General features: G+C 61.7%; 21 protein-coding genes. 15 read left to right on the forward strand and 6 right to left on the reverse strand.

Annotated features, from left to right (window positions below):
* The first annotated feature begins 155 nt into the window (after window positions 1-155).
* The 4 genes from QOS90_RS09560 to QOS90_RS09575 all read left to right on the forward strand — a co-directional run bounded on the left by QOS90_RS09560 (window position 156) and on the right by QOS90_RS09575 (window position 3,288).
* A complete protein-coding gene (locus QOS90_RS09560; protein WP_085273066.1) occupies window positions 156-869 on the forward strand; it encodes a histidine phosphatase family protein in 714 nt (237 codons plus the stop codon).
* Window positions 870-923: 54 nt separating this feature from the next.
* The gene (locus QOS90_RS09565; RefSeq protein ID WP_085273065.1) at window positions 924-1,241 is read left to right on the forward strand and encodes an SCP2 sterol-binding domain-containing protein; all 318 of its coding nucleotides are present in this window, start codon (window positions 924-926) and stop codon (window positions 1,239-1,241) included.
* A 188-nt stretch (window positions 1,242-1,429) separates the two neighbouring features.
* Window positions 1,430-2,497: a phosphotransferase family protein gene (locus QOS90_RS09570; protein ID WP_085273064.1), complete on the forward strand. Its 1,068-nt coding sequence runs from the start codon at window positions 1,430-1,432 to the stop codon at window positions 2,495-2,497.
* A 23-nt stretch (window positions 2,498-2,520) separates the two neighbouring features.
* Window positions 2,521-3,288: an SDR family oxidoreductase gene (locus tag QOS90_RS09575; RefSeq protein ID WP_027592693.1), complete on the forward strand. Its 768-nt coding sequence runs from the start codon at window positions 2,521-2,523 to the stop codon at window positions 3,286-3,288.
* On the opposite strand, the gene QOS90_RS09580 is transcribed toward QOS90_RS09575, so the two are convergent.
* The gene (locus QOS90_RS09580) at window positions 3,289-4,110 is read right to left on the reverse strand and encodes a class I SAM-dependent methyltransferase (protein WP_085273063.1); all 822 of its coding nucleotides are present in this window, start codon (window positions 4,108-4,110) and stop codon (window positions 3,289-3,291) included.
* A gap of 32 nt (window positions 4,111-4,142) precedes the next feature.
* Entirely contained in the window at window positions 4,143-4,493 is a 351-nt protein-coding gene (locus tag QOS90_RS09585; RefSeq protein ID WP_085273062.1) for a hypothetical protein, read from the reverse strand.
* 113 nt (window positions 4,494-4,606) lie between these two features.
* Here QOS90_RS09585 and QOS90_RS09590 point away from each other — a divergent pair, with 113 nt between their 5' ends.
* Window positions 4,607-4,909 (forward strand): RcnB family protein, encoded by a 303-nt coding sequence (locus QOS90_RS09590; protein WP_027592696.1) that lies wholly within the window; start codon window positions 4,607-4,609, stop codon window positions 4,907-4,909.
* A 1-nt stretch (window position 4,910) separates the two neighbouring features.
* On the opposite strand, the gene QOS90_RS09595 is transcribed toward QOS90_RS09590, so the two are convergent.
* Window positions 4,911-6,071 carry a GGDEF domain-containing protein gene (locus QOS90_RS09595; protein ID WP_085273061.1) on the reverse strand — a complete coding sequence of 387 codons (1,161 nt, stop codon included), beginning with the start codon at window positions 6,069-6,071 and terminating at the stop codon, window positions 4,911-4,913.
* A 224-nt stretch (window positions 6,072-6,295) separates the two neighbouring features.
* Here QOS90_RS09595 and QOS90_RS09600 point away from each other — a divergent pair, with 224 nt between their 5' ends.
* The 4 genes from QOS90_RS09600 (at window position 6,296) to QOS90_RS09615 (ending at window position 10,478) form a co-directional block, all read left to right on the forward strand.
* The gene (locus tag QOS90_RS09600; RefSeq protein ID WP_085273060.1) at window positions 6,296-6,484 is read left to right on the forward strand and encodes a hypothetical protein; all 189 of its coding nucleotides are present in this window, start codon (window positions 6,296-6,298) and stop codon (window positions 6,482-6,484) included.
* 74 nt (window positions 6,485-6,558) lie between these two features.
* Entirely contained in the window at window positions 6,559-6,945 is a 387-nt protein-coding gene (locus QOS90_RS09605) for a glycine zipper domain-containing protein (RefSeq protein WP_027592699.1), read from the forward strand.
* 140 nt (window positions 6,946-7,085) lie between these two features.
* Entirely contained in the window at window positions 7,086-8,915 is a 1,830-nt protein-coding gene (locus QOS90_RS09610; RefSeq protein ID WP_027592700.1) for an SLC13 family permease, read from the forward strand.
* A gap of 138 nt (window positions 8,916-9,053) precedes the next feature.
* Window positions 9,054-10,478, forward strand: coding sequence for a GGDEF domain-containing protein (locus tag QOS90_RS09615; RefSeq protein ID WP_027592701.1), 1,425 nt, complete (start codon window positions 9,054-9,056; stop codon window positions 10,476-10,478).
* A gap of 1 nt (window position 10,479) precedes the next feature.
* On the opposite strand, the gene QOS90_RS09620 is transcribed toward QOS90_RS09615, so the two are convergent.
* Window positions 10,480-11,241, reverse strand: coding sequence for a sulfite exporter TauE/SafE family protein (locus tag QOS90_RS09620; RefSeq protein ID WP_027592702.1), 762 nt, complete (start codon window positions 11,239-11,241; stop codon window positions 10,480-10,482).
* Window positions 11,242-11,339: 98 nt separating this feature from the next.
* On the opposite strand from QOS90_RS09620, the gene QOS90_RS09625 reads away from it, so the two are divergent.
* Entirely contained in the window at window positions 11,340-12,245 is a 906-nt protein-coding gene (locus QOS90_RS09625; RefSeq protein WP_027592703.1) for a LysR family transcriptional regulator, read from the forward strand.
* A gap of 132 nt (window positions 12,246-12,377) precedes the next feature.
* Here the strand turns inward: QOS90_RS09625 and QOS90_RS09630 are convergent, their stop codons facing one another.
* Both QOS90_RS09630 and QOS90_RS09635 read right to left on the reverse strand, forming a co-directional pair.
* Complete coding sequence (locus QOS90_RS09630) at window positions 12,378-12,572, reverse strand: hypothetical protein (protein ID WP_027592704.1); 195 nt, start codon at window positions 12,570-12,572, stop codon at window positions 12,378-12,380.
* Window positions 12,573-12,989: 417 nt separating this feature from the next.
* Entirely contained in the window at window positions 12,990-13,343 is a 354-nt protein-coding gene (locus tag QOS90_RS09635) for an SH3 domain-containing protein (protein WP_085273059.1), read from the reverse strand.
* A 209-nt stretch (window positions 13,344-13,552) separates the two neighbouring features.
* Here QOS90_RS09635 and QOS90_RS09640 point away from each other — a divergent pair, with 209 nt between their 5' ends.
* The 5 genes from QOS90_RS09640 (at window position 13,553) to QOS90_RS09660 (ending at window position 15,952) form a co-directional block, all read left to right on the forward strand.
* Window positions 13,553-14,599: an alpha/beta fold hydrolase gene (locus QOS90_RS09640; RefSeq protein ID WP_097151330.1), complete on the forward strand. Its 1,047-nt coding sequence runs from the start codon at window positions 13,553-13,555 to the stop codon at window positions 14,597-14,599.
* A gap of 335 nt (window positions 14,600-14,934) precedes the next feature.
* Entirely contained in the window at window positions 14,935-15,120 is a 186-nt protein-coding gene (locus QOS90_RS09645) for a hypothetical protein (protein WP_027592707.1), read from the forward strand.
* 90 nt (window positions 15,121-15,210) lie between these two features.
* Entirely contained in the window at window positions 15,211-15,417 is a 207-nt protein-coding gene (locus tag QOS90_RS09650; RefSeq protein ID WP_027592708.1) for a DUF6434 domain-containing protein, read from the forward strand.
* Window positions 15,418-15,502: 85 nt separating this feature from the next.
* Complete coding sequence (locus QOS90_RS09655; protein WP_256577383.1) at window positions 15,503-15,718, forward strand: hypothetical protein; 216 nt, start codon at window positions 15,503-15,505, stop codon at window positions 15,716-15,718.
* A 54-nt stretch (window positions 15,719-15,772) separates the two neighbouring features.
* On the forward strand, window positions 15,773-15,952 hold the full coding sequence (locus QOS90_RS09660) for a hypothetical protein (RefSeq protein WP_085273057.1): 180 nt from the start codon (window positions 15,773-15,775) through the stop codon (window positions 15,950-15,952).
* The last annotated feature ends 195 nt before the right edge of the window (window positions 15,953-16,147 follow it).

A 16,147-nucleotide genomic window follows, 5' to 3' on the forward strand; every position in this document is an offset into this window, starting at 1 on the left:
TGCAAGCATACCGGTGCGCCTGAGGCGCTGCCAGCCGGTGTAAACGCTGGCAACACAGTTCAAACAACCTTTTCAAACGCTTGTATGTTTTTTCGTTGACAGCCTGTGTGGCACATCCTAACCTCGCAGCAACCTCCAACAGGCCGGATACCTCCGTGGGCAACCTCTACCTGATCCGACATGGCCAAGCCTCCTTCGGTGCCGAGGACTACGACGTCCTCTCGACCATCGGTGTGCGTCAGAGCCAAGCCCTGGGTGAACACCTGGCCCTGCTCAGCGTGCAGTTAGATCGTTGCGTGGCCGGCGACCTGCGCCGCCAGCAGGATACCGCACGCCTGGCCCTGGAGGCCTTGCACGCCAGAGGCTGCCCGGTTCCGGCTGTTGAGACCGATGCGGCATTCAATGAGTTCGATGCCGATGGCGTGATCCGCGCACTGCTGCCCGGCCTGCTGGCGCAAGAACCCGATGCCCTGCACATCCTGCGCAATGGCGCGCAGCACCGCAGCGAATTCCAGCGCCTGTTCGCGCTGATGGTGCAGCGCTGGCACGCGGGCGATCATCCTGCCGACGATGGCCTGGAGACCTGGCAGGCCTTCACCGCGCGCGTCCAGCGTGGCCTGCAACGTGTGCTCGAAGGCGCGGGCAGTGGCGACAACATCGCCATCTTCACCTCCGGCGGCACCATTGCGGCCCTGCTCCATCTGGTTACCGGCATTACCCCCAGCCAAGCCTTCGCGCTGAACTGGCAGATCATCAACACGTCGCTCAGCCAACTGAAGTTTCGGGGCCGCGACGTGGCACTGGCCTCCTTCAACAGCCAAGCCCACGTGCAGCTGTTGAGGGCGCCGGAGCTTGTCACCTACCGATGAGCCCGGCTTGTTGTGTCCCTGCGGACGCGAATATAACTTAATAAGGATTACGCCATGAGCGATGTAGCTAAAGCCGTCGAAGCGATGAAAGCAAAGTTCAATCCAGCCGCTGCCGCAGGCCTGGACCTGGTGTTCGGCTTCGACATCACCGACGAAGACAAAAAGTACGCCCTGATCATCAAGGACGGTACGTGTGACATCCAAGAAGGCGAAAACCCAGACGCCAACTGCACCCTGGTGCTGGACAGCGAGACCCTCAAGGGTATCGTCAGTGGCGAGACCGACGGCATGCAGGCCTTCATGGGTGGCAAGCTGCGCGTCGAAGGCGACATGATGCTGTCGATGAAACTCAGCGAGCTGTTCCCGTCCTGAGTGATGGGCACGCCGATTGATCAAAAAACCGAAGCCTGACCGGCTTCGGTTTTTTTTTGCCCGATCACATCAAGGCGATTGATCCATCAGCAACACCCTCACCTATATGACGGCTGGCACGCTTGTTCCAACGCCGGCAGGCCATTAGATTAGCCAATAGTTGTTGCGAACGAAAATAAGGAAAACGCATGACGCTCACCGATCAGTCCACCCAGGTCCGCCCCGGCGAAGAACTCGACGCGGCCGTCATCGACCCTTATCTCAAGGCCCATATTCCCGGCCTCGAAGGCTCGCCGAGCATCAGCCAGTTCCCCGGCGGGGCCTCCAACCTCACCTACCTGGTCACCTACCCCGGCCGAGAGTTTGTGCTGCGCCGCCCGCCATTCGGGCAGAAGGCCAAGTCGGCCCACGACATGGGCCGTGAATTTCGCATCCTTAATCAGCTCAACAGTGGCTTCCCTTACTGCCCCAAGGCGTACGTGCACTGCACCGACGAGACCCTGATCGGCGGCGAGTTCTATGTGATGGAGCGGGTCAACGGCATCATCCTGCGCTCGGACATCCCGGCTGAACTCAAGCTCGACGCAGCCAGTACCGAAGCCCTGTGCAAAAGCTTCATCGACCGCCTGGTCGAGCTGCATCAGGTCGACTACCAAGCCTGCGGCCTGGCCGACCTGGGCAAGCCGGAAGGCTATGTGCAACGCCAGATCGAGGGGTGGACCAGCCGCTACGCTAAAGCCATCACCGAGGATGCCCCGCGCTGGAAGCACGTGATTGCCTGGCTGCACGACAAGATGCCCGCCGACCACCCACGCCCCGGCATCGTCCACAACGACTACCGCTTCGATAACGTGATACTCGATGCCGACAACCCGATGCGCATCATCGGTGTGCTGGATTGGGAGATGGCCACCCTCGGTGACCCACTGATGGACCTGGGCAACAGCCTGGCCTACTGGATCGAGGCAGCAGACCCGGCGCCCGTGCAACTGATGCGCCGCCAACCCAGTAACGCGCCCGGCATGCTCACCCGCCGACAGTTCGTCGACTACTACGCCGAGCGCGCCGGCATTCGCCTCGACAACTTCGATTACTACTATTGCTATGGCCTGTTCCGCCTCGCCGGCATCGTCCAGCAGATCTACTACCGCTACTACCACGGCCAAACCCAGGACAAACGCTTCGCCCAGTTCATCCACATGAACCGGCTGCTGGAGCAGATGGCCTTGCAGGTGACCCGCACCTCCACGCTCTGACGACAGATAACAAGGAAAACAGCATGTCCAAGACCCACTTGTTCGACCTTGACGGCAAGATCGCCTTCGTTTCCGGCGCCAGCCGCGGCATCGGCGAGGCCATTGCCCATCTGCTGGCGCAGCAGGGCGCCCATGTCATTGTCTCCAGCCGCAAACTGGACGGCTGCCAGCACGTTGCCGACGCGATCATCGCCGCCGGGGGCAAGGCCACCGCAGTGGCCTGCCATATCGGCGAAATGGAGCAGATCCAGCAGGTGTTCGCGGGGATACGCGAACAGTTCGGGCGCCTGGATATCCTGGTCAACAACGCGGCCACCAACCCGCAGTTCGGCAACGTGCTGGACACCGACCTGCTCGCCTTCCAGAAGACCGTCGACGTCAATATCCGCGGCTACTTTTTCATGTCGGTGGAAGCCGGCAAGCTGATGCGCGAACACGGCGGCGGCAGCATCATCAACGTGGCGTCGATCAACGGTGTTTCGCCTGGGCACTTCCAAGGCATCTATTCGGTGACCAAGGCTGCGGTGATCAACATGACCAAGGTCTTCGCCAAGGAATGCGCGCCATTCGGCATCCGCTGCAACGCCCTGCTACCCGGCCTGACCGATACCAAGTTCGCCTCGGCACTGGTGAAGAACGAGGCCATCCTCAACGCCGCCCTGCAGCAAATCCCGCTCAAGCGCGTGGCCGACCCCAAGGAAATGGCCGGCGCGGTGCTGTACCTGGCCAGCGACGCCTCCAGCTACACCACCGGCACCGCACTCAACGTCGACGGTGGTTACCTGTCCTGATCAGGCCTTGATCGCCTGCAAGGTGTAGCTCAAGGGCAGGCGTGCTGGCTGGTGGCGCAAACGCCACTCGCCGTCAGCGCCCTTGTCCATCTGCCCAGGCAGCGCTTCCCAAGGGATGCTCGGGTGCTCGACCAGGCCGGTCAGCTGCAGCCCGTGCGCCAGCAAGGCACTGATAACCTCGCCCAGGCCGTGGTTCCACTCATGGGTCTCGGTATGGACGAGGCGCTGGTCGGTTTCGACGTATGTCTGGTCGGTGTGCCACACCGTCGGGGTTTCGTGCTCGAAGTACGGATACTCGATCAACAGGCGGTCCTGATGGTCTTCGTTGACGGCCATCAGCATCGGGTGGCCATCGCGCAGGAACAGCCGCCCACCCGGCTTCAACAAGGCCGCCACAGCGCGCGCCCACGGCTCGATGCGGGGCAGCCAGCAGAGCGCGCCGATGCCGGTGTAGACCAGATCGAACGTGCCCGCTGGCAGCACTTGGTCGGCGGCGTAGACATCTGACTCCACATACGCGATTGGCGCTGCGCAGCGTTCGGCCAACGCCCGCGCCTGCGCCAGCGAAGCCGCGGAAAAATCCAGACCACAGACCTGTGCGCCAAGGCGCGCGAGCGACAGGGTATCGGTGCCGATGTGGCACTGCAGGTGAACGGCGTTGAGCCCGTGGATATCGCCCAGCAGCGGCAAGTCGAAACGAACGGTCTCGGAAAGATGCGCGGGGCGTTCGACCAGCAGCTCGACCTCATAATCGTTCGAGGCAGCATGCAAGGGTGCGCGCTCGTCCCAGCTGATGCGGTTGAGTTGCAGCGATCGGTCCATGGTTGACGTCCTTGTCTGCTTGTACTGTTTAACTACAGGCACGTCGCCGCAGCAGCACGCCGCTGCAGCGCCACGCCGTCATTTTTTTGCGCGTAGTAATCGACCCGCGCCCCACCCGCCTGCGGATAAACGTCCACGAACGCCTCGGCCTCGCGGGTATACACGGTGAAACCACCCGGTTTGCGCGGCTCCAGGTAGCCACTGGCATCGTCCCCGAACACCGCCTCTTCCTGCCAGCTGAACTGAATGCATTGTGCAACCAGTTCTGGCGCCTTGTGCGAATCGAGCTGCGCGGTCGGCTTGCCGCCACGTGCCGTTTCCATGGTCGCGGAAGCGCAACCGACCAGCATCAGTACTGCGGCCATCGGCAGAATCGCTCGCATGTTCAATCCTCAGGGCAAAAAAGAAGGGGACTCTAGCATTGGCGTCACCGCGAGTGAATTGTCGGGCGCATGCTGCTGTCGCAGTAGGAACATGCCGTCACAAGGAAACCGCGATGAAAAAGCATCACCTGATACCCGCCTTGCTGCTCGCCGCCCTGCCCTGCCTGCCGTTGGCCGCTTCTGCCGCCCCGTCCGCCGAAGAAAGCATTACGGGGCCAGAAACCCACAACCGTGAACTCAAGGTGGGTGACAAGGCCCCCGACCAATACAAGCGCGATGATCAGACGGTAAAAGACTGGAAGGCCAAAGGCCTGCCCACCCCAGAAAAGGAAAGCCATTGGGTACGCATGGGCGAGCACTACGTGCTGGTGCAGATCACCAATGGGGTAGTGCTGGCGATCCACCCGGCCAGCTGAATCAACTGACCTGCACCAAGGCCGCCATGTGCACGGTGTTGCGCCCGGCGGCCTTGGCCTGATAAAGCGCTGCATCCGCCTGCGCCAGCAGGCTTGAGGTGCTGTCCCTGGGCGCTGGCACACCGCACCACAGCCCGACACTGAAACGCAGCTCGATCTCATCACCGGCAAAACGCGCGGGGCTGTTGGCAATCGCTTCCCGCAAGCCCTGCAGCGCGGCCATCGCCCCGCTTCTGTCGGTACCTGGCAACAGCAGCAGGAATTCCTCCCCGCCATAGCGCCCAAGGCTGTCCCCCTGGCGCAAACGCTGCTGCAACTGACGCACGCAATGGCACAACACCTCGTCACCCGCCAAGTGCCCATACAGGTCGTTGATCCGCTTGAAATGATCGATATCGATCATGGCCACGGCCAGGCTGCTCTGCGCCTCGCGGGCGCGGTCGAGCTCGACGCCGAAGCGTTCGAGGATCGCCCGGCGGTTGTAGGTGCCGGTCAACACATCGCGCAAGGCCAGGTGCTGCAAGCGCGATTCGCTACGCTCCTTGGCCATCAACACCAGACCGATTGAATACATCATTACCGTGACTGTGCCGATCGCCACCGAAATGCTCTGTTTGAGGTTGCTGGTGTCATAGCGCATTTCCACCGCCGTGCCATTGGCCACCGCCACAGCCCGCATGCCCAACCCGACCAGGCTGATCAGCGCACCGATCTGCAGCAGCAGGTGCGCCCTGCCTGGCCGCTCGACGTACCGCCTGGCCCAGTAAAGGATCATCGAGCATTGCAGCATCAGCACCAGCGTCGCCAGCAACATGCGTGGTTCGAGGGTGTCGAGCAGCAGCATCAGCCCCACCAGCATGCACGCCGGGATAATGAAGATCAGCCGCCACGGGATCACTTGCTCACGCACCCGGAACAAGCTGGCCGAATAAAACGCCAGGGCCAGTGACAGCAAGCTGTTGCCCAGGCCATAGCTGAGCCACAGCGGCGCTTGCGCGTAAACGGTGTAGCAGACATACGCCAAGGCATGCACCAGCAGCCCGCAGCCGGTTAGCAGCAGGTTGTCGCGGCGGTTGCTGCGGCCGACCAGCAGCAGGCAGAAAGCCAGAATGGTCGCTACCAGGGCGACCGCGGCGAACAGCGTGGGGGTGTGGGCGATCATCGTGATTCACCGTGTGGCAGTTTGCCGTCTTGGCTGCGGCTTACCGTGCAGTCTAGGTGCCGACGGCCGGCTCGGCCATGACCGAGCGAGACAGAACAGCAGCCGGGAAGCACGCCATTCATCGCTGGCAGGACAATTTTTTGCCCGCCCAGGAAACCAAATGGATCGATCCCAGTCTGAGGAAGTGTCCCGTAAACCTTTGCGGATCAAGGACCTATATCGTGATGACCCGCCTTGCAAGCTTTTCGCTGATTGCCGCCATCCTGCTGACTGCTGGCTGCCACAGCCATCGCTACCATGACGACGACGATGGCTGGCGTGATCGCGACCGTGGCCATGGCCACCATCATCGGCATGACCGTGACGATGACGACGACGACCGTCAATACCGCGGTGACCGCTACTACCGCTGAAGCGTCTTTGCAACCCTGACCCGCCGCCCGCTGCGCGGCACCTTAACCTGATGATTCCTTTTGAGGTTCGTACCATGCGTCTGACTCTGCCTTCCCTTGCCCTCGGCCTGCTGCTGTGCCAGGGCGCTTTCGCCGGTGACGGTACCGCCGCCATTGGCGGTGGCCTGGGTGGTGTACTGGGTAACGTTGTCGGCCAACAGATCGGCGGCAGCACAGGCGCTGCCATCGGCGCCGGTGTCGGCGGCGCTGCCGGCAGTGCAGTAGGCGCTCGCAAGGGCAACCGCACCGAGGCTGCCATCGGCGGTGGCCTGGGTTCTGCGGGCGGTTCGCTGCTCGGTGGCAAAGTCGGCGGTTCTGCCGGTTCCACCATTGGTGCCGGCCTGGGTGGCGCGGCCGGTGGTGCCATCGGTAACCACATGGGCGACAACAACGGCAAGAAGCACCACCGTCACCGTCACTGATCCAGGTGACAAACAGGGGCCGCATAGCGGCCCCTTTTGCGTCTTAAACCCTGCAACACATCAACACACCCTTCATCCCAAGCTGGCACACTGGCTGCTAATGTCTACCGTGCCCCTGTGTGAAGGAACACCCCCTCCCCATGAACCACGAGCTGCTCTGGGTCCTCGGCCTGCTGGCCATCGTCGTCGTCCTCTTCATCATCAACCGCCCGCGCATGGACGTGGTCGCCCTCATGGTGATCCTCGCCCTGCCGTTATCGGGCATCCTCACGGTGGAGCAGGCACTGGCCGGTTTCAGCGACCCCAACGTGGTACTGATCGCTGCCCTGTTCGTGATCGGCGAAGGCCTGGTACGCACCGGCATTGCCTACCGCATCGGCGAATGGATGAGCGAACGCGCCGGCAACAGTGAGGCGCGCTTGCTGATACTGCTGATGGTGGCGGTGGCGGGCCTGGGGTCGGTGATGAGTTCTACGGGAGTGGTGGCGATCTTCATCCCGGTGGTGCTGAGCATCGCCGCACGCCTCAAGCTCTCACCCAGCCGCCTGATGATGCCGCTGAGCTTTGCTGGCCTGATCAGCGGTATGCTCAGCCTGGTGGCCACGCCGCCCAACGTGGTGGTGCACAGCGAACTGGTGCGCCATGGCGAACAGGGCTTCAATTTCTTCAGCTTTACCCCGTTCGGCCTGGTGGTGCTGGTGCTGGGCATCGGCTACATGCTGCTCACCCGCCACTGGCTCAACGGCGAAGTGCGCAAGGACGGCCGGGTGGAAACCCGCCGCACGTTGCTCGACCTGGTACTGGATTACAAGCTCAGCGGCCGCGAGCGGCGCCTGCGCATCCGCCCGCACTCACCGCTGATTGGCCACACCCTGGGCGAGCTGGAGCTGCGTACAAAGCATGGCGCCAACGTGATCGGCATCGAGCGCCAGCACAAATTCACCACACGGGTGATCACCGCCGACTCCAATACCGTGCTGCACCAGGGCGACGTGCTGCTGCTCGACTTGTTCGCCAACCGCGACGACCTGCGCAGCCTGTGCCAGACCATGCAACTGGAGCCCCTGCATTTCAAGGCGGCCTACTTCATCGATCAGTCGCAGGAACTGGGCATGGCCGAAGTGTCACTGCCACCCGGCTCGCAGCTGATCGGCAAGAGCGTCCTCGAGCTGGCGTTCCGTACCCGCTTCGACCTTAACGTGGTCGGCTTGCGCCGCGATCAGGTGGCCATCGAAGAGCAACTGGTGGAAGAAAAGCTGCGCCTGGGCGATACCCTGCTGGTGGTCGGCCCCTGGAAAGCCGTGCGTCAACTGCAGAGCAAACCGCACGACTTTCTAGTGCTGAGCTTGCCCGCCGAGATCGACCAGGTCGCCCCGGCCCGCACTCGCGCGCCGCAGGCCTTGTTGAGCCTGGCGGTGATGGTCGGGCTGATGGTCAGCGGCGCGGTGCCCAATGTGATCGCCGCGCTGATCGGCTGCCTGCTGATGGGCGCAGGCCGGTGCATCGACATGAACAGCGCCTACCGGGCAATCCATTGGCAGAGCCTGGTACTGATCGTCGGCATGCTGCCGTTCGCCCAGGCCCTGCAAAAAACCGGCGGCATCGACTTGGCCGTGACCGGGCTGGTCAGTGTGCTGGGCGGGGCCGGCCCCAGTGCCATTCTTGCCTGCCTGTTTGCCGTGACGGCGGTGATCGGCCTGTTCATTTCCAACACCGCCACTGCCGTGCTGATGGCGCCGGTGGCAATCAGCACGGCCACGCAACTGGGCATGTCGCCCTACCCCTTCGCCATGACCGTGGCCCTCGCCGCATCGGCTGCGTTCATGACGCCCGTTTCGTCACCGGTCAACACCCTGGTGCTGGGCCCGGGGCAATACCGGTTCGGTGATTTCGTCAAAGTCGGCGTGCCATTCACCTTGCTGGTGATGCTGGTGACTGTGGTGATGGTCCCGTGGTTCTTCGGCTTGTAAGGAAATCGACTGGGGATACCGGCAATTTGGCATTATCTTGCAGGATCGCGGCAGATTGACATCAAGTACCCTGTCGAAACACACTGACACGTAATTGCCCCAGGTGCTTCAAGCCGTTGTCCTGGATTTCGTTTCCGCTTGCCGGTCGAGTTCATGGTTTTTCCAGCCCAATCGCGCTTGTTGCCCTATGTCGCGCTGCTTTGCCTCACGTTTGCCCTGACCCTCGGCGGCATCCTGGCACGCCCCATCGAGTCCCTCTCCCTGTTCTGGCCGGTGAATGCGGTATTGGTCGGCGTGCTGTTGCGCTACCCCCGCCAGGCCAACGCCCTCGGCTTCATGCTGGTGTGGCTGGCCATGGTGCTGGCCGACCTGCTGTGCGGCAGCGCCTGGAAGCCGGCGTTGTGGTTCAACCTGTGCAACCTCGGCATGGTGTTCACCGTGTGGCAGTTGTTGTCACGCGTGCCGCGCCTGCACCGACGCATGCGCAGCCCGCATGGCGTACTCAGTGTGTTTGCCGCGTGCGCCGCTGGCGCAATGGTTGCCGCGAGCCTGGCCTCGGTGATGGCCGCACCGTGGTTCGAGCAATCGCTGCAGGCCACCTGGCTGGCCTGGTTCAGTGAACAGTTCTCGACCGGCGTACTGGTGCTACCGGTGCTGCTGTCGGCGCCCTCGGTGCGGGCGATGGTGCGCAGTGGCGCCCAGGCAGTGCGTTTGCCGCCGCTGCTGGTGCTGCTTGGCTCGCTGGCCTTCAGCATCGCCTTCGGTGGGCCAGGGGCGATTGCCTTCCCGATCGCCGCCCTGCTGTGGTGTGCCTGGACCTACCCGCCGTTTCTGGTCTCGATGCTGACGCTCACCGCCGGCAGCACCCTCATCGTCGCAGTCGCGCAAAACCTCATGCACTTCAGCGTGCCGCAGAGCGAACCCGGGGTCACCACCCTGATGTCGGCGCGCTTGGGCATCGCCATGCTGGTGCTCGGGCCGCTGGTGGTGGCCTGCGTCAGCCAGGCCAACCGCAGCCTGATGGCACGCCTGGCGCACCAGGCCACCATCGACCACCTGACCGGGGTACTGACCCGCAGCGCGTTCACCCGCCGCGCCAATGCACTGCTCGACAGCCGCCAGCAACATGCCCAAGCATTGCCGCTGACCTTGATGATGCTAGATATCGATCACTTCAAGGCGATCAACGACGCGCATGGCCACGCTATCGGTGATCAGGTACTGCGCCAGTTCGCCCGCACCCTGCAAGACCAGTTGCACGAAGGCGAACTGTTCGCGCGCATGGGCGGCGAGGAGTTCGTCGTGATCCTCCCAGGCCTTGCGCCAGATCGCGCCAAATTCACTGCCGAACGCCTGCGCCGGGCCGTACAGGACCTGCACGTGGTGCACGCCGACCATCGCCTGCAGATCACCGTGAGCATCGGCCTGGACGGCTGCGCCGCCGACACCCCGGCGCCGAGCCTGGACGAGCTACTGGCGCGCGCTGACCAGGCGCTGTACCGGGCCAAGGCGCATGGCCGCAATTGTGTTGAACAGGCCGAGGCACAGCGCCAGGTGGTCTGACTCAACCGGCCAGCAAATCCCAGGACAGCTTGGCAATCAGTACGCACAGCAAAATCAGAAACAGCCCACGCACGAAACCTGCGCCCTTGCGCACCGCCAGCCAAGTGCCGGTCAATGCACCGAGGATGTTGCAGGCCGCCATGGGCAAGGCGATGGCATACAGTACGTTGCCCGACGGCACGAAGAACACCAGCGCCGCCAAGTTGGTGGCGATGTTCACCACTTTGGCCGAAGCCGAAGCGTGCAGGAAGTCCAGGGCAAAAAAACGAATGAACAGGAAGATCAGGAAGCTGCCGGTCCCTGGCCCGAACAGGCCATCGTAAAAACCAATGGCCCCACCGATCAGCACCGCCAGGCATTGCTCCTTGCGGCCGATCTGCGTGGGCTTGTGCAACGTGCCGAAGTCCTTTTTGCAGAACGTATAGATCGCCATCAGCACGATCATCACCAGCACGGCCGGGCGCATCACGCTGGGCGGCACCAGCGATACCGTGGCGGCGCCGGCAAACGACATGACAAAGGCACTGAGCGCCGCGGGCACGATCAGCCCCCAGTCCAATGTGACCTTGCGGATGAACGAGCGAGCCGCAAAGGCAGTGCCGCACACCGAGGCCAGTTTGTTGGTGCCCAGCAAGGCCGCCGGTTGCGCGGTGGGCAGCACGTTGAACAGCGCCGGGATCTGAATAAGCCCGCCACCGCCTACGGCGGCATCGATCAAACCGGCGGCAAAGGCGAACACAGAAAGTACAGCGATATCCATCATGACGCGGCTCCAGGCAGTAAGACAGGCTGCAAGGCTAATCAAAGTGCCGCGCTTGTGTTGAAATGCCACATTGCGAAAACTGCAATGAGGAGCAGGCAATGGCCTTGGACATGCTGCGGGAGATTCAGGCGTTCGTCAGTGTTGCCCACAAGCGCAGCTTCGTCGCTGCGGCACGCGCCCTAGGGCGTTCACCCAGCGCAGTAACCCGAGCGGTGCAAACGTTGGAGGACAACGCCGGCAGTAAACTGCTCAACCGCAACGCCAACGCGGTGACCCTGACCGAAGCTGGCGAGCGCCTGCTCCCCCATGCCGAACGCTTGCTGGATGTGCAACGTGATGCAGTCGACGAGTTGGCCGCGCTAAGCGGTAGCGCCCAAGGCTGGATCCGTTTCGCCGTGCCGCAATTGCTCGGTGAGCATGTGTTGCCCCGGGTACTCGCTGAGTTTTCCCAGCGTCATCCACAGGTGACCCTGGACGTGCAGTACAGCGATGCCGCCCTGGACCCGCTGCTGGACAAGTTCGACTTCGTGGTGCGCGGCGCCTTTCCGCAATCCAGCGAACTGATCGGCTATCCGCTGTGGGGTTACCAACGCCATCTGTATGCAAGCCCTGCTTACCTGGCCAGCACCGGCAACCCGCAACACCCAGAAGACCTGGAGCGCCATGCACTGATTCTGCATACCGCCCCACGCATACTCAAAGCCTGGCATTTCTGCCGAGATGGCCAGATCACCAGCCTGCGCCCAACGCCACGGCTTCGGCTGGGTTCTGGCGATGCGGTGTACCACAGCACACTGGCCGGGGCCGGTATCGCCCGCCTGGCGGCCTGGGTGGGCGAAACTCAGGTCAAGGCCGGGCGCCTGGTGCGGGTGTGCCCGCAATACCGCTTGACCTCAAGCACCGGCCAAGACCCGCAAATGCACGCGCTGTACCCGGCCGGCGAGTTGCCCGCGCGGGTTCGTGAACTGCTGCAGGCCCTGCGCCGCGCCGGCCTGTCGGCGTGACGGCGAGGACTCAAAAGGACTGTTCAAATTCTGCTCAATTTAACAGAGCCCGCTTCCGGCTTGGCTTGCAGCATTTTATCCACAGACCTACCCACGTTTTTTGTGGACAGATTTCCCAGCGCAAAGAACGACTTATCGCACATGCAGCAACGCTGTATTGGCCAGCCTGACCAACTCGATCCACTCAAGCGTGCTGATCTCACCCGCCTGTTCCAATACGCCTGCGCTTCGCAGTGCCTCGTCGTACGCGTCCTCATCGAGCGTGCCTTCAGCGAGAAAACGGCTACGCCACTCCAGCATGGCTGAAGTGCCTTTCTTGCATTCCATGTGTGTTTCGACTCCAAGGCAAAAGACCGGCCCATCAACGTGGGCCGCAGGACGGCGGCGGGAGATTACACGAGCCATTCGCACTTGAGAATTACTTGCAGGTACCACTGATCAGTCATGGTGAATGAACGGGGTAGCCGGGGGCGCAGGCGGGTGGGCCCATCTGGCGAATCAGACGGGCCGCGAAGGGAGGAGTCGGGTGAAAGTCAGCTTGGCGGAATGGTGCCCAAAATACCTATCAGAATGGTCAGGAGCAGAAAACCACCCAGGAACAGCGTCAGCTTGCCCATCGGAACCTCTACAGTGTGATGCGGGGATGGGCCTATTGTCGGTCCATGGCTGATACGGTTACAGATGCAGGTTTGTAGAAAAAAAGCGGATCAGATGCCAGTGATCAGCACCGTGGTGCGCCCCACCTCAACTCAGTTGCTCCAGTTTTGCCAGCGGCAACCAACCGAACTCATCATCGTCATGGCGCCGGCACCACATCCAGCCATTGAGCGAGCGCACCTTCTGCACCAGTTGCCCGGGGTCGGCATCCAGCTCATGGGCCGAGTAGTGATCAAGCGCCCTGCCTTTCTCCACACTGAACCGCTCGATCAATTGCGCCGGCACCCACCCCGGCTCCTGCCCAGGGCATGAACACAAGTACCAGTCCTGCCAGCCCGGCTCCCCTTCATAGCGCGGGCCGATATCCAGCAGCGTGCCCTTGGCAAAACGAATCGGCCTTGGGTATTCGCTGCGGTGGCGCTCAATCACGACGTAATGCATAGGGCCTCTCCTTGGCCTGGGGAAATTATCGATCGTAGCAGAAGCGGTCTGACACGCTGCGACGGCATGGTTGTATCTTTATGTGTACAAACTGAGACCTGATACACAAGAACGTTTCCTACAGCTAAATCGGACATACCCTTGATACAGAGGTCCTCTTTACTGGCTTGCATCAACCCATACCTGCGGCCTTGCCAAGGAGATGCATGATGCTTGCCCACCCCTCGACACCTTCAAGCCACCCAACACGCCGCATCCGCCACCTCCTCGCCTGTGCCCTTCTTCCCCTTGGCCTGATGGCGACTGCCGCCTGTTCGGCTGCGTCAGCACCGGCTCAGGCAACGGCCACCCCAGCGGAGCGCTTCGGCCCACTCAAGCACGTTGAAGCTGGCGTTCTCGATGTGGCCTATGTCGAGCAAGGCCCAGCCGATGGCCCTGTGGTCATCTTGCTGCATGGGTGGCCCTACGACATTCACAGTTTCGAGGCGGTGGCACCGAAGCTCGCCGCAAAAGGCTACCGCGTGCTCGTGCCGTACGTACGGGGCTATGGGCAGACCCGCTTCCTTTCAGCGCAGACCCTACGCAATGCCCAGCCCTCGGCCCTGGCCAGCGACGTCATCGCCTTCATGGATGCCCTTCACATCCAGCACGCCGTACTCGCCGGTTTCGACTGGGGCGCCCGTACTGCCGACATCGTCTCGGCCCTGTGGCCCGAGCGGGTCAAAGCACTGGTGTCAGTCAGTGGCTACCTGATCAGCAGCCAGGAAGCCGCCAAGGCGCCGCTCCCGCCCAGTGCCGAACTGCAATGGTGGTACCAGTACTACTTCGCCACCGAGCGCGGCCAAGCCGGTTATGACAAGAACCGCCATGCGTTCGCCAAGCTGATCTGGCAAACCGCCTCACCCAAGTGGACCTTCGATGACACCACCTTCGAGCGCAGTGCCAAGGCGCTGGACAACCCCGATCAGGTTGCCATCACCGTGCACAACTACCGCTGGCGCTTGGGGCTGGCACAAGGCGAGGCCCGCTACGCCCCACTGGAAGCGAAACTGGCCACCTTCCCCAGCATCAGTGTGCCGACCATCGCCTTGGAAGGTGATGCCAACGGAGCACCGCACCCATCGGCAGAAAGCTATGCACAACGCTTTACCGGCAAGTACGCGTACCGCCTGATCAGTGGCGGCATTGGCCACAACCTGCCCCAAGAAGCCCCCGATGCGTTCGCTCAAGCAGTGATCGACGCGGACCACCTGTAGTCACCGACGTGTTTCCCGCGTCAGCAGCCCCTACTTCAGGGGCTGTAATTGCTACATAAGGTTTCACAACGTTCGGTGACCCTGCTTTACACCGCTGCTGGCGACGGCGCGACCTAAATTGCTCGAAACCCTTGAGCCTGGGGCGTTGAGAACCTTATGCAGCACACGATTTGAAACGGTCAGATGCGAAGTTTGTAGGATCTTTACCCGTACATCGTAGGAGAAATCCAAGCAGTGGCATTTCCCTGTATGAAACATCAGTTTCATCGGCAAAATCGAGCTGCTACGGTCCCATTTTCCTACAACGGCACGGATGCCCACCGCATGAGAAAAGCATGGACCCGTTCGACGCCTCGGCCCTGAAACTGCAAAAGAACCTGCTCAACCTGCGACAGTCGCGTGATCGATTTAGAAAGGAGGGCTATGACAAGGAAGCCGATGACCTTGATAAGTCGATCGCGCGAATAGAGGCGGTGTTGAGCAAGATGTCGGGCACCGTCAAACCACCGACCTTGCAGTAGCCCCTGTTCAGCCAGCGGCCAGCGCATGAGTGATTTGTAGCGTCTGCGCGGGTAAGCTCTTTGCTCATGCCTTCATACAGGAATAAGGAAATGAGCGTTGACTGGCACGCAGGGCCGATCACCAGAAGCACCCCACTGGACAAACACTACCGGAGCACGCAAAAAGTTCGACGGTTCCTAACGGATGAGTGCGGAAGCGCATTCAAGTTTGATCGCGCCTTCATGGCCTGGATCAAGAGCGGCGAGCCGTTGACGATGGGCGACGTGGCTGACGGGTGGATACGTACCCATCTTTGAAGCTGGCGCGCTGAGGGTGAGGGGTTAACTCAAGCAGATGTGTTCGGTAACTTGCGGCAATACACCAATGCCAGGTGGCGTCTTCGTGGGCCATTTCTTCGGCCTGAGGCACAGCTGGGCGAGCCAAGTGCAGATGTCATTTCAAAGCGTGGAAGACGTTCGGCGGCTTTCAGAGGGGCTTGAGGTTATCCTGTTGCGTGAAACGGAATCCCCTATGATCATCGATTCTGAATCCGTGAATTGGCATCGGATTGATGTGATCGTGCGCAAGGTGCATTCCGCCAAGGCTGACCAAGCCTAATGACCCGAACCGTATGCCCTTTACGCCTTTTGTCGTTCTCTGCTGGAAGCCCTAATGAACAAATTGATCCTGCCTGTCGCCATCTTCTTTAGCGTACTCATCGCTGGGAAAGCCTCCGAGCATTTCGGGCTGGAGGGCAGCTGGAAAATCGGCCTGCTCTGCGTTGTAGCGGCTGCCGTGCAGATCGCCGTGACCCGTTTCCAGCGCCTGCAACAGCAAAAAGTGCAACGCTGACCCTGCGACGGAACCGCCCTAGCCCGCCTTGGCGGGCTTTGTTTTGCCCGTTGAAATCAGAATCGATATCCCCGGTTCGCGAGAGCAAACAAAAGGGAATTGGCCTCACCATCAACCCAACTGTCTGCCTCAGCACCCGCACAGCCGGATGATCGCGGATCCATTTTGTACGTTCATTTCTCGAATGACGCCCAC

Source organism: Pseudomonas sp. LAIL14HWK12:I10 (assembly GCF_900184205.1).
Lineage (GTDB): Bacteria > Pseudomonadota > Gammaproteobacteria > Pseudomonadales > Pseudomonadaceae > Aquipseudomonas > Aquipseudomonas kermanshahensis.

What these genes read in the sequence shown, in the direction of transcription:
- QOS90_RS09635 (WP_085273059.1), bottom strand. Translation starts at nt 13,343, where the DNA reads ATGCATTACGTCGTGATTGAGCGCCACCGCAGCGAATACCCAAGGCCG.
- QOS90_RS09620 (WP_027592702.1), bottom strand. Translation starts at nt 11,241, where the DNA reads ATGATGGATATCGCTGTACTTTCTGTGTTCGCCTTTGCCGCCGGTTTG.
- QOS90_RS09640 (WP_097151330.1), top strand. Translation starts at nt 13,553, where the DNA reads ATGCTTGCCCACCCCTCGACACCTTCAAGCCACCCAACACGCCGCATC.
- QOS90_RS09600 (WP_085273060.1), top strand. Translation starts at nt 6,296, where the DNA reads ATGACCCGCCTTGCAAGCTTTTCGCTGATTGCCGCCATCCTGCTGACT.
- QOS90_RS09630 (WP_027592704.1), bottom strand. Translation starts at nt 12,572, where the DNA reads ATGGAATGCAAGAAAGGCACTTCAGCCATGCTGGAGTGGCGTAGCCGT.
- QOS90_RS09650 (WP_027592708.1), top strand. Translation starts at nt 15,211, where the DNA reads ATGAGCGTTGACTGGCACGCAGGGCCGATCACCAGAAGCACCCCACTG.
- QOS90_RS09570 (WP_085273064.1), top strand. Translation starts at nt 1,430, where the DNA reads ATGACGCTCACCGATCAGTCCACCCAGGTCCGCCCCGGCGAAGAACTC.
- QOS90_RS09605 (WP_027592699.1), top strand. Translation starts at nt 6,559, where the DNA reads ATGCGTCTGACTCTGCCTTCCCTTGCCCTCGGCCTGCTGCTGTGCCAG.
- QOS90_RS09590 (WP_027592696.1), top strand. Translation starts at nt 4,607, where the DNA reads ATGAAAAAGCATCACCTGATACCCGCCTTGCTGCTCGCCGCCCTGCCC.
- QOS90_RS09565 (WP_085273065.1), top strand. Translation starts at nt 924, where the DNA reads ATGAGCGATGTAGCTAAAGCCGTCGAAGCGATGAAAGCAAAGTTCAAT.
- QOS90_RS09625 (WP_027592703.1), top strand. Translation starts at nt 11,340, where the DNA reads ATGGCCTTGGACATGCTGCGGGAGATTCAGGCGTTCGTCAGTGTTGCC.
- QOS90_RS09645 (WP_027592707.1), top strand. Translation starts at nt 14,935, where the DNA reads ATGGACCCGTTCGACGCCTCGGCCCTGAAACTGCAAAAGAACCTGCTC.
- QOS90_RS09660 (WP_085273057.1), top strand. Translation starts at nt 15,773, where the DNA reads ATGAACAAATTGATCCTGCCTGTCGCCATCTTCTTTAGCGTACTCATC.
- QOS90_RS09610 (WP_027592700.1), top strand. Translation starts at nt 7,086, where the DNA reads ATGAACCACGAGCTGCTCTGGGTCCTCGGCCTGCTGGCCATCGTCGTC.
- QOS90_RS09580 (WP_085273063.1), bottom strand. Translation starts at nt 4,110, where the DNA reads ATGGACCGATCGCTGCAACTCAACCGCATCAGCTGGGACGAGCGCGCA.
- QOS90_RS09595 (WP_085273061.1), bottom strand. Translation starts at nt 6,071, where the DNA reads ATGATCGCCCACACCCCCACGCTGTTCGCCGCGGTCGCCCTGGTAGCG.
- QOS90_RS09575 (WP_027592693.1), top strand. Translation starts at nt 2,521, where the DNA reads ATGTCCAAGACCCACTTGTTCGACCTTGACGGCAAGATCGCCTTCGTT.
- QOS90_RS09585 (WP_085273062.1), bottom strand. Translation starts at nt 4,493, where the DNA reads ATGCGAGCGATTCTGCCGATGGCCGCAGTACTGATGCTGGTCGGTTGC.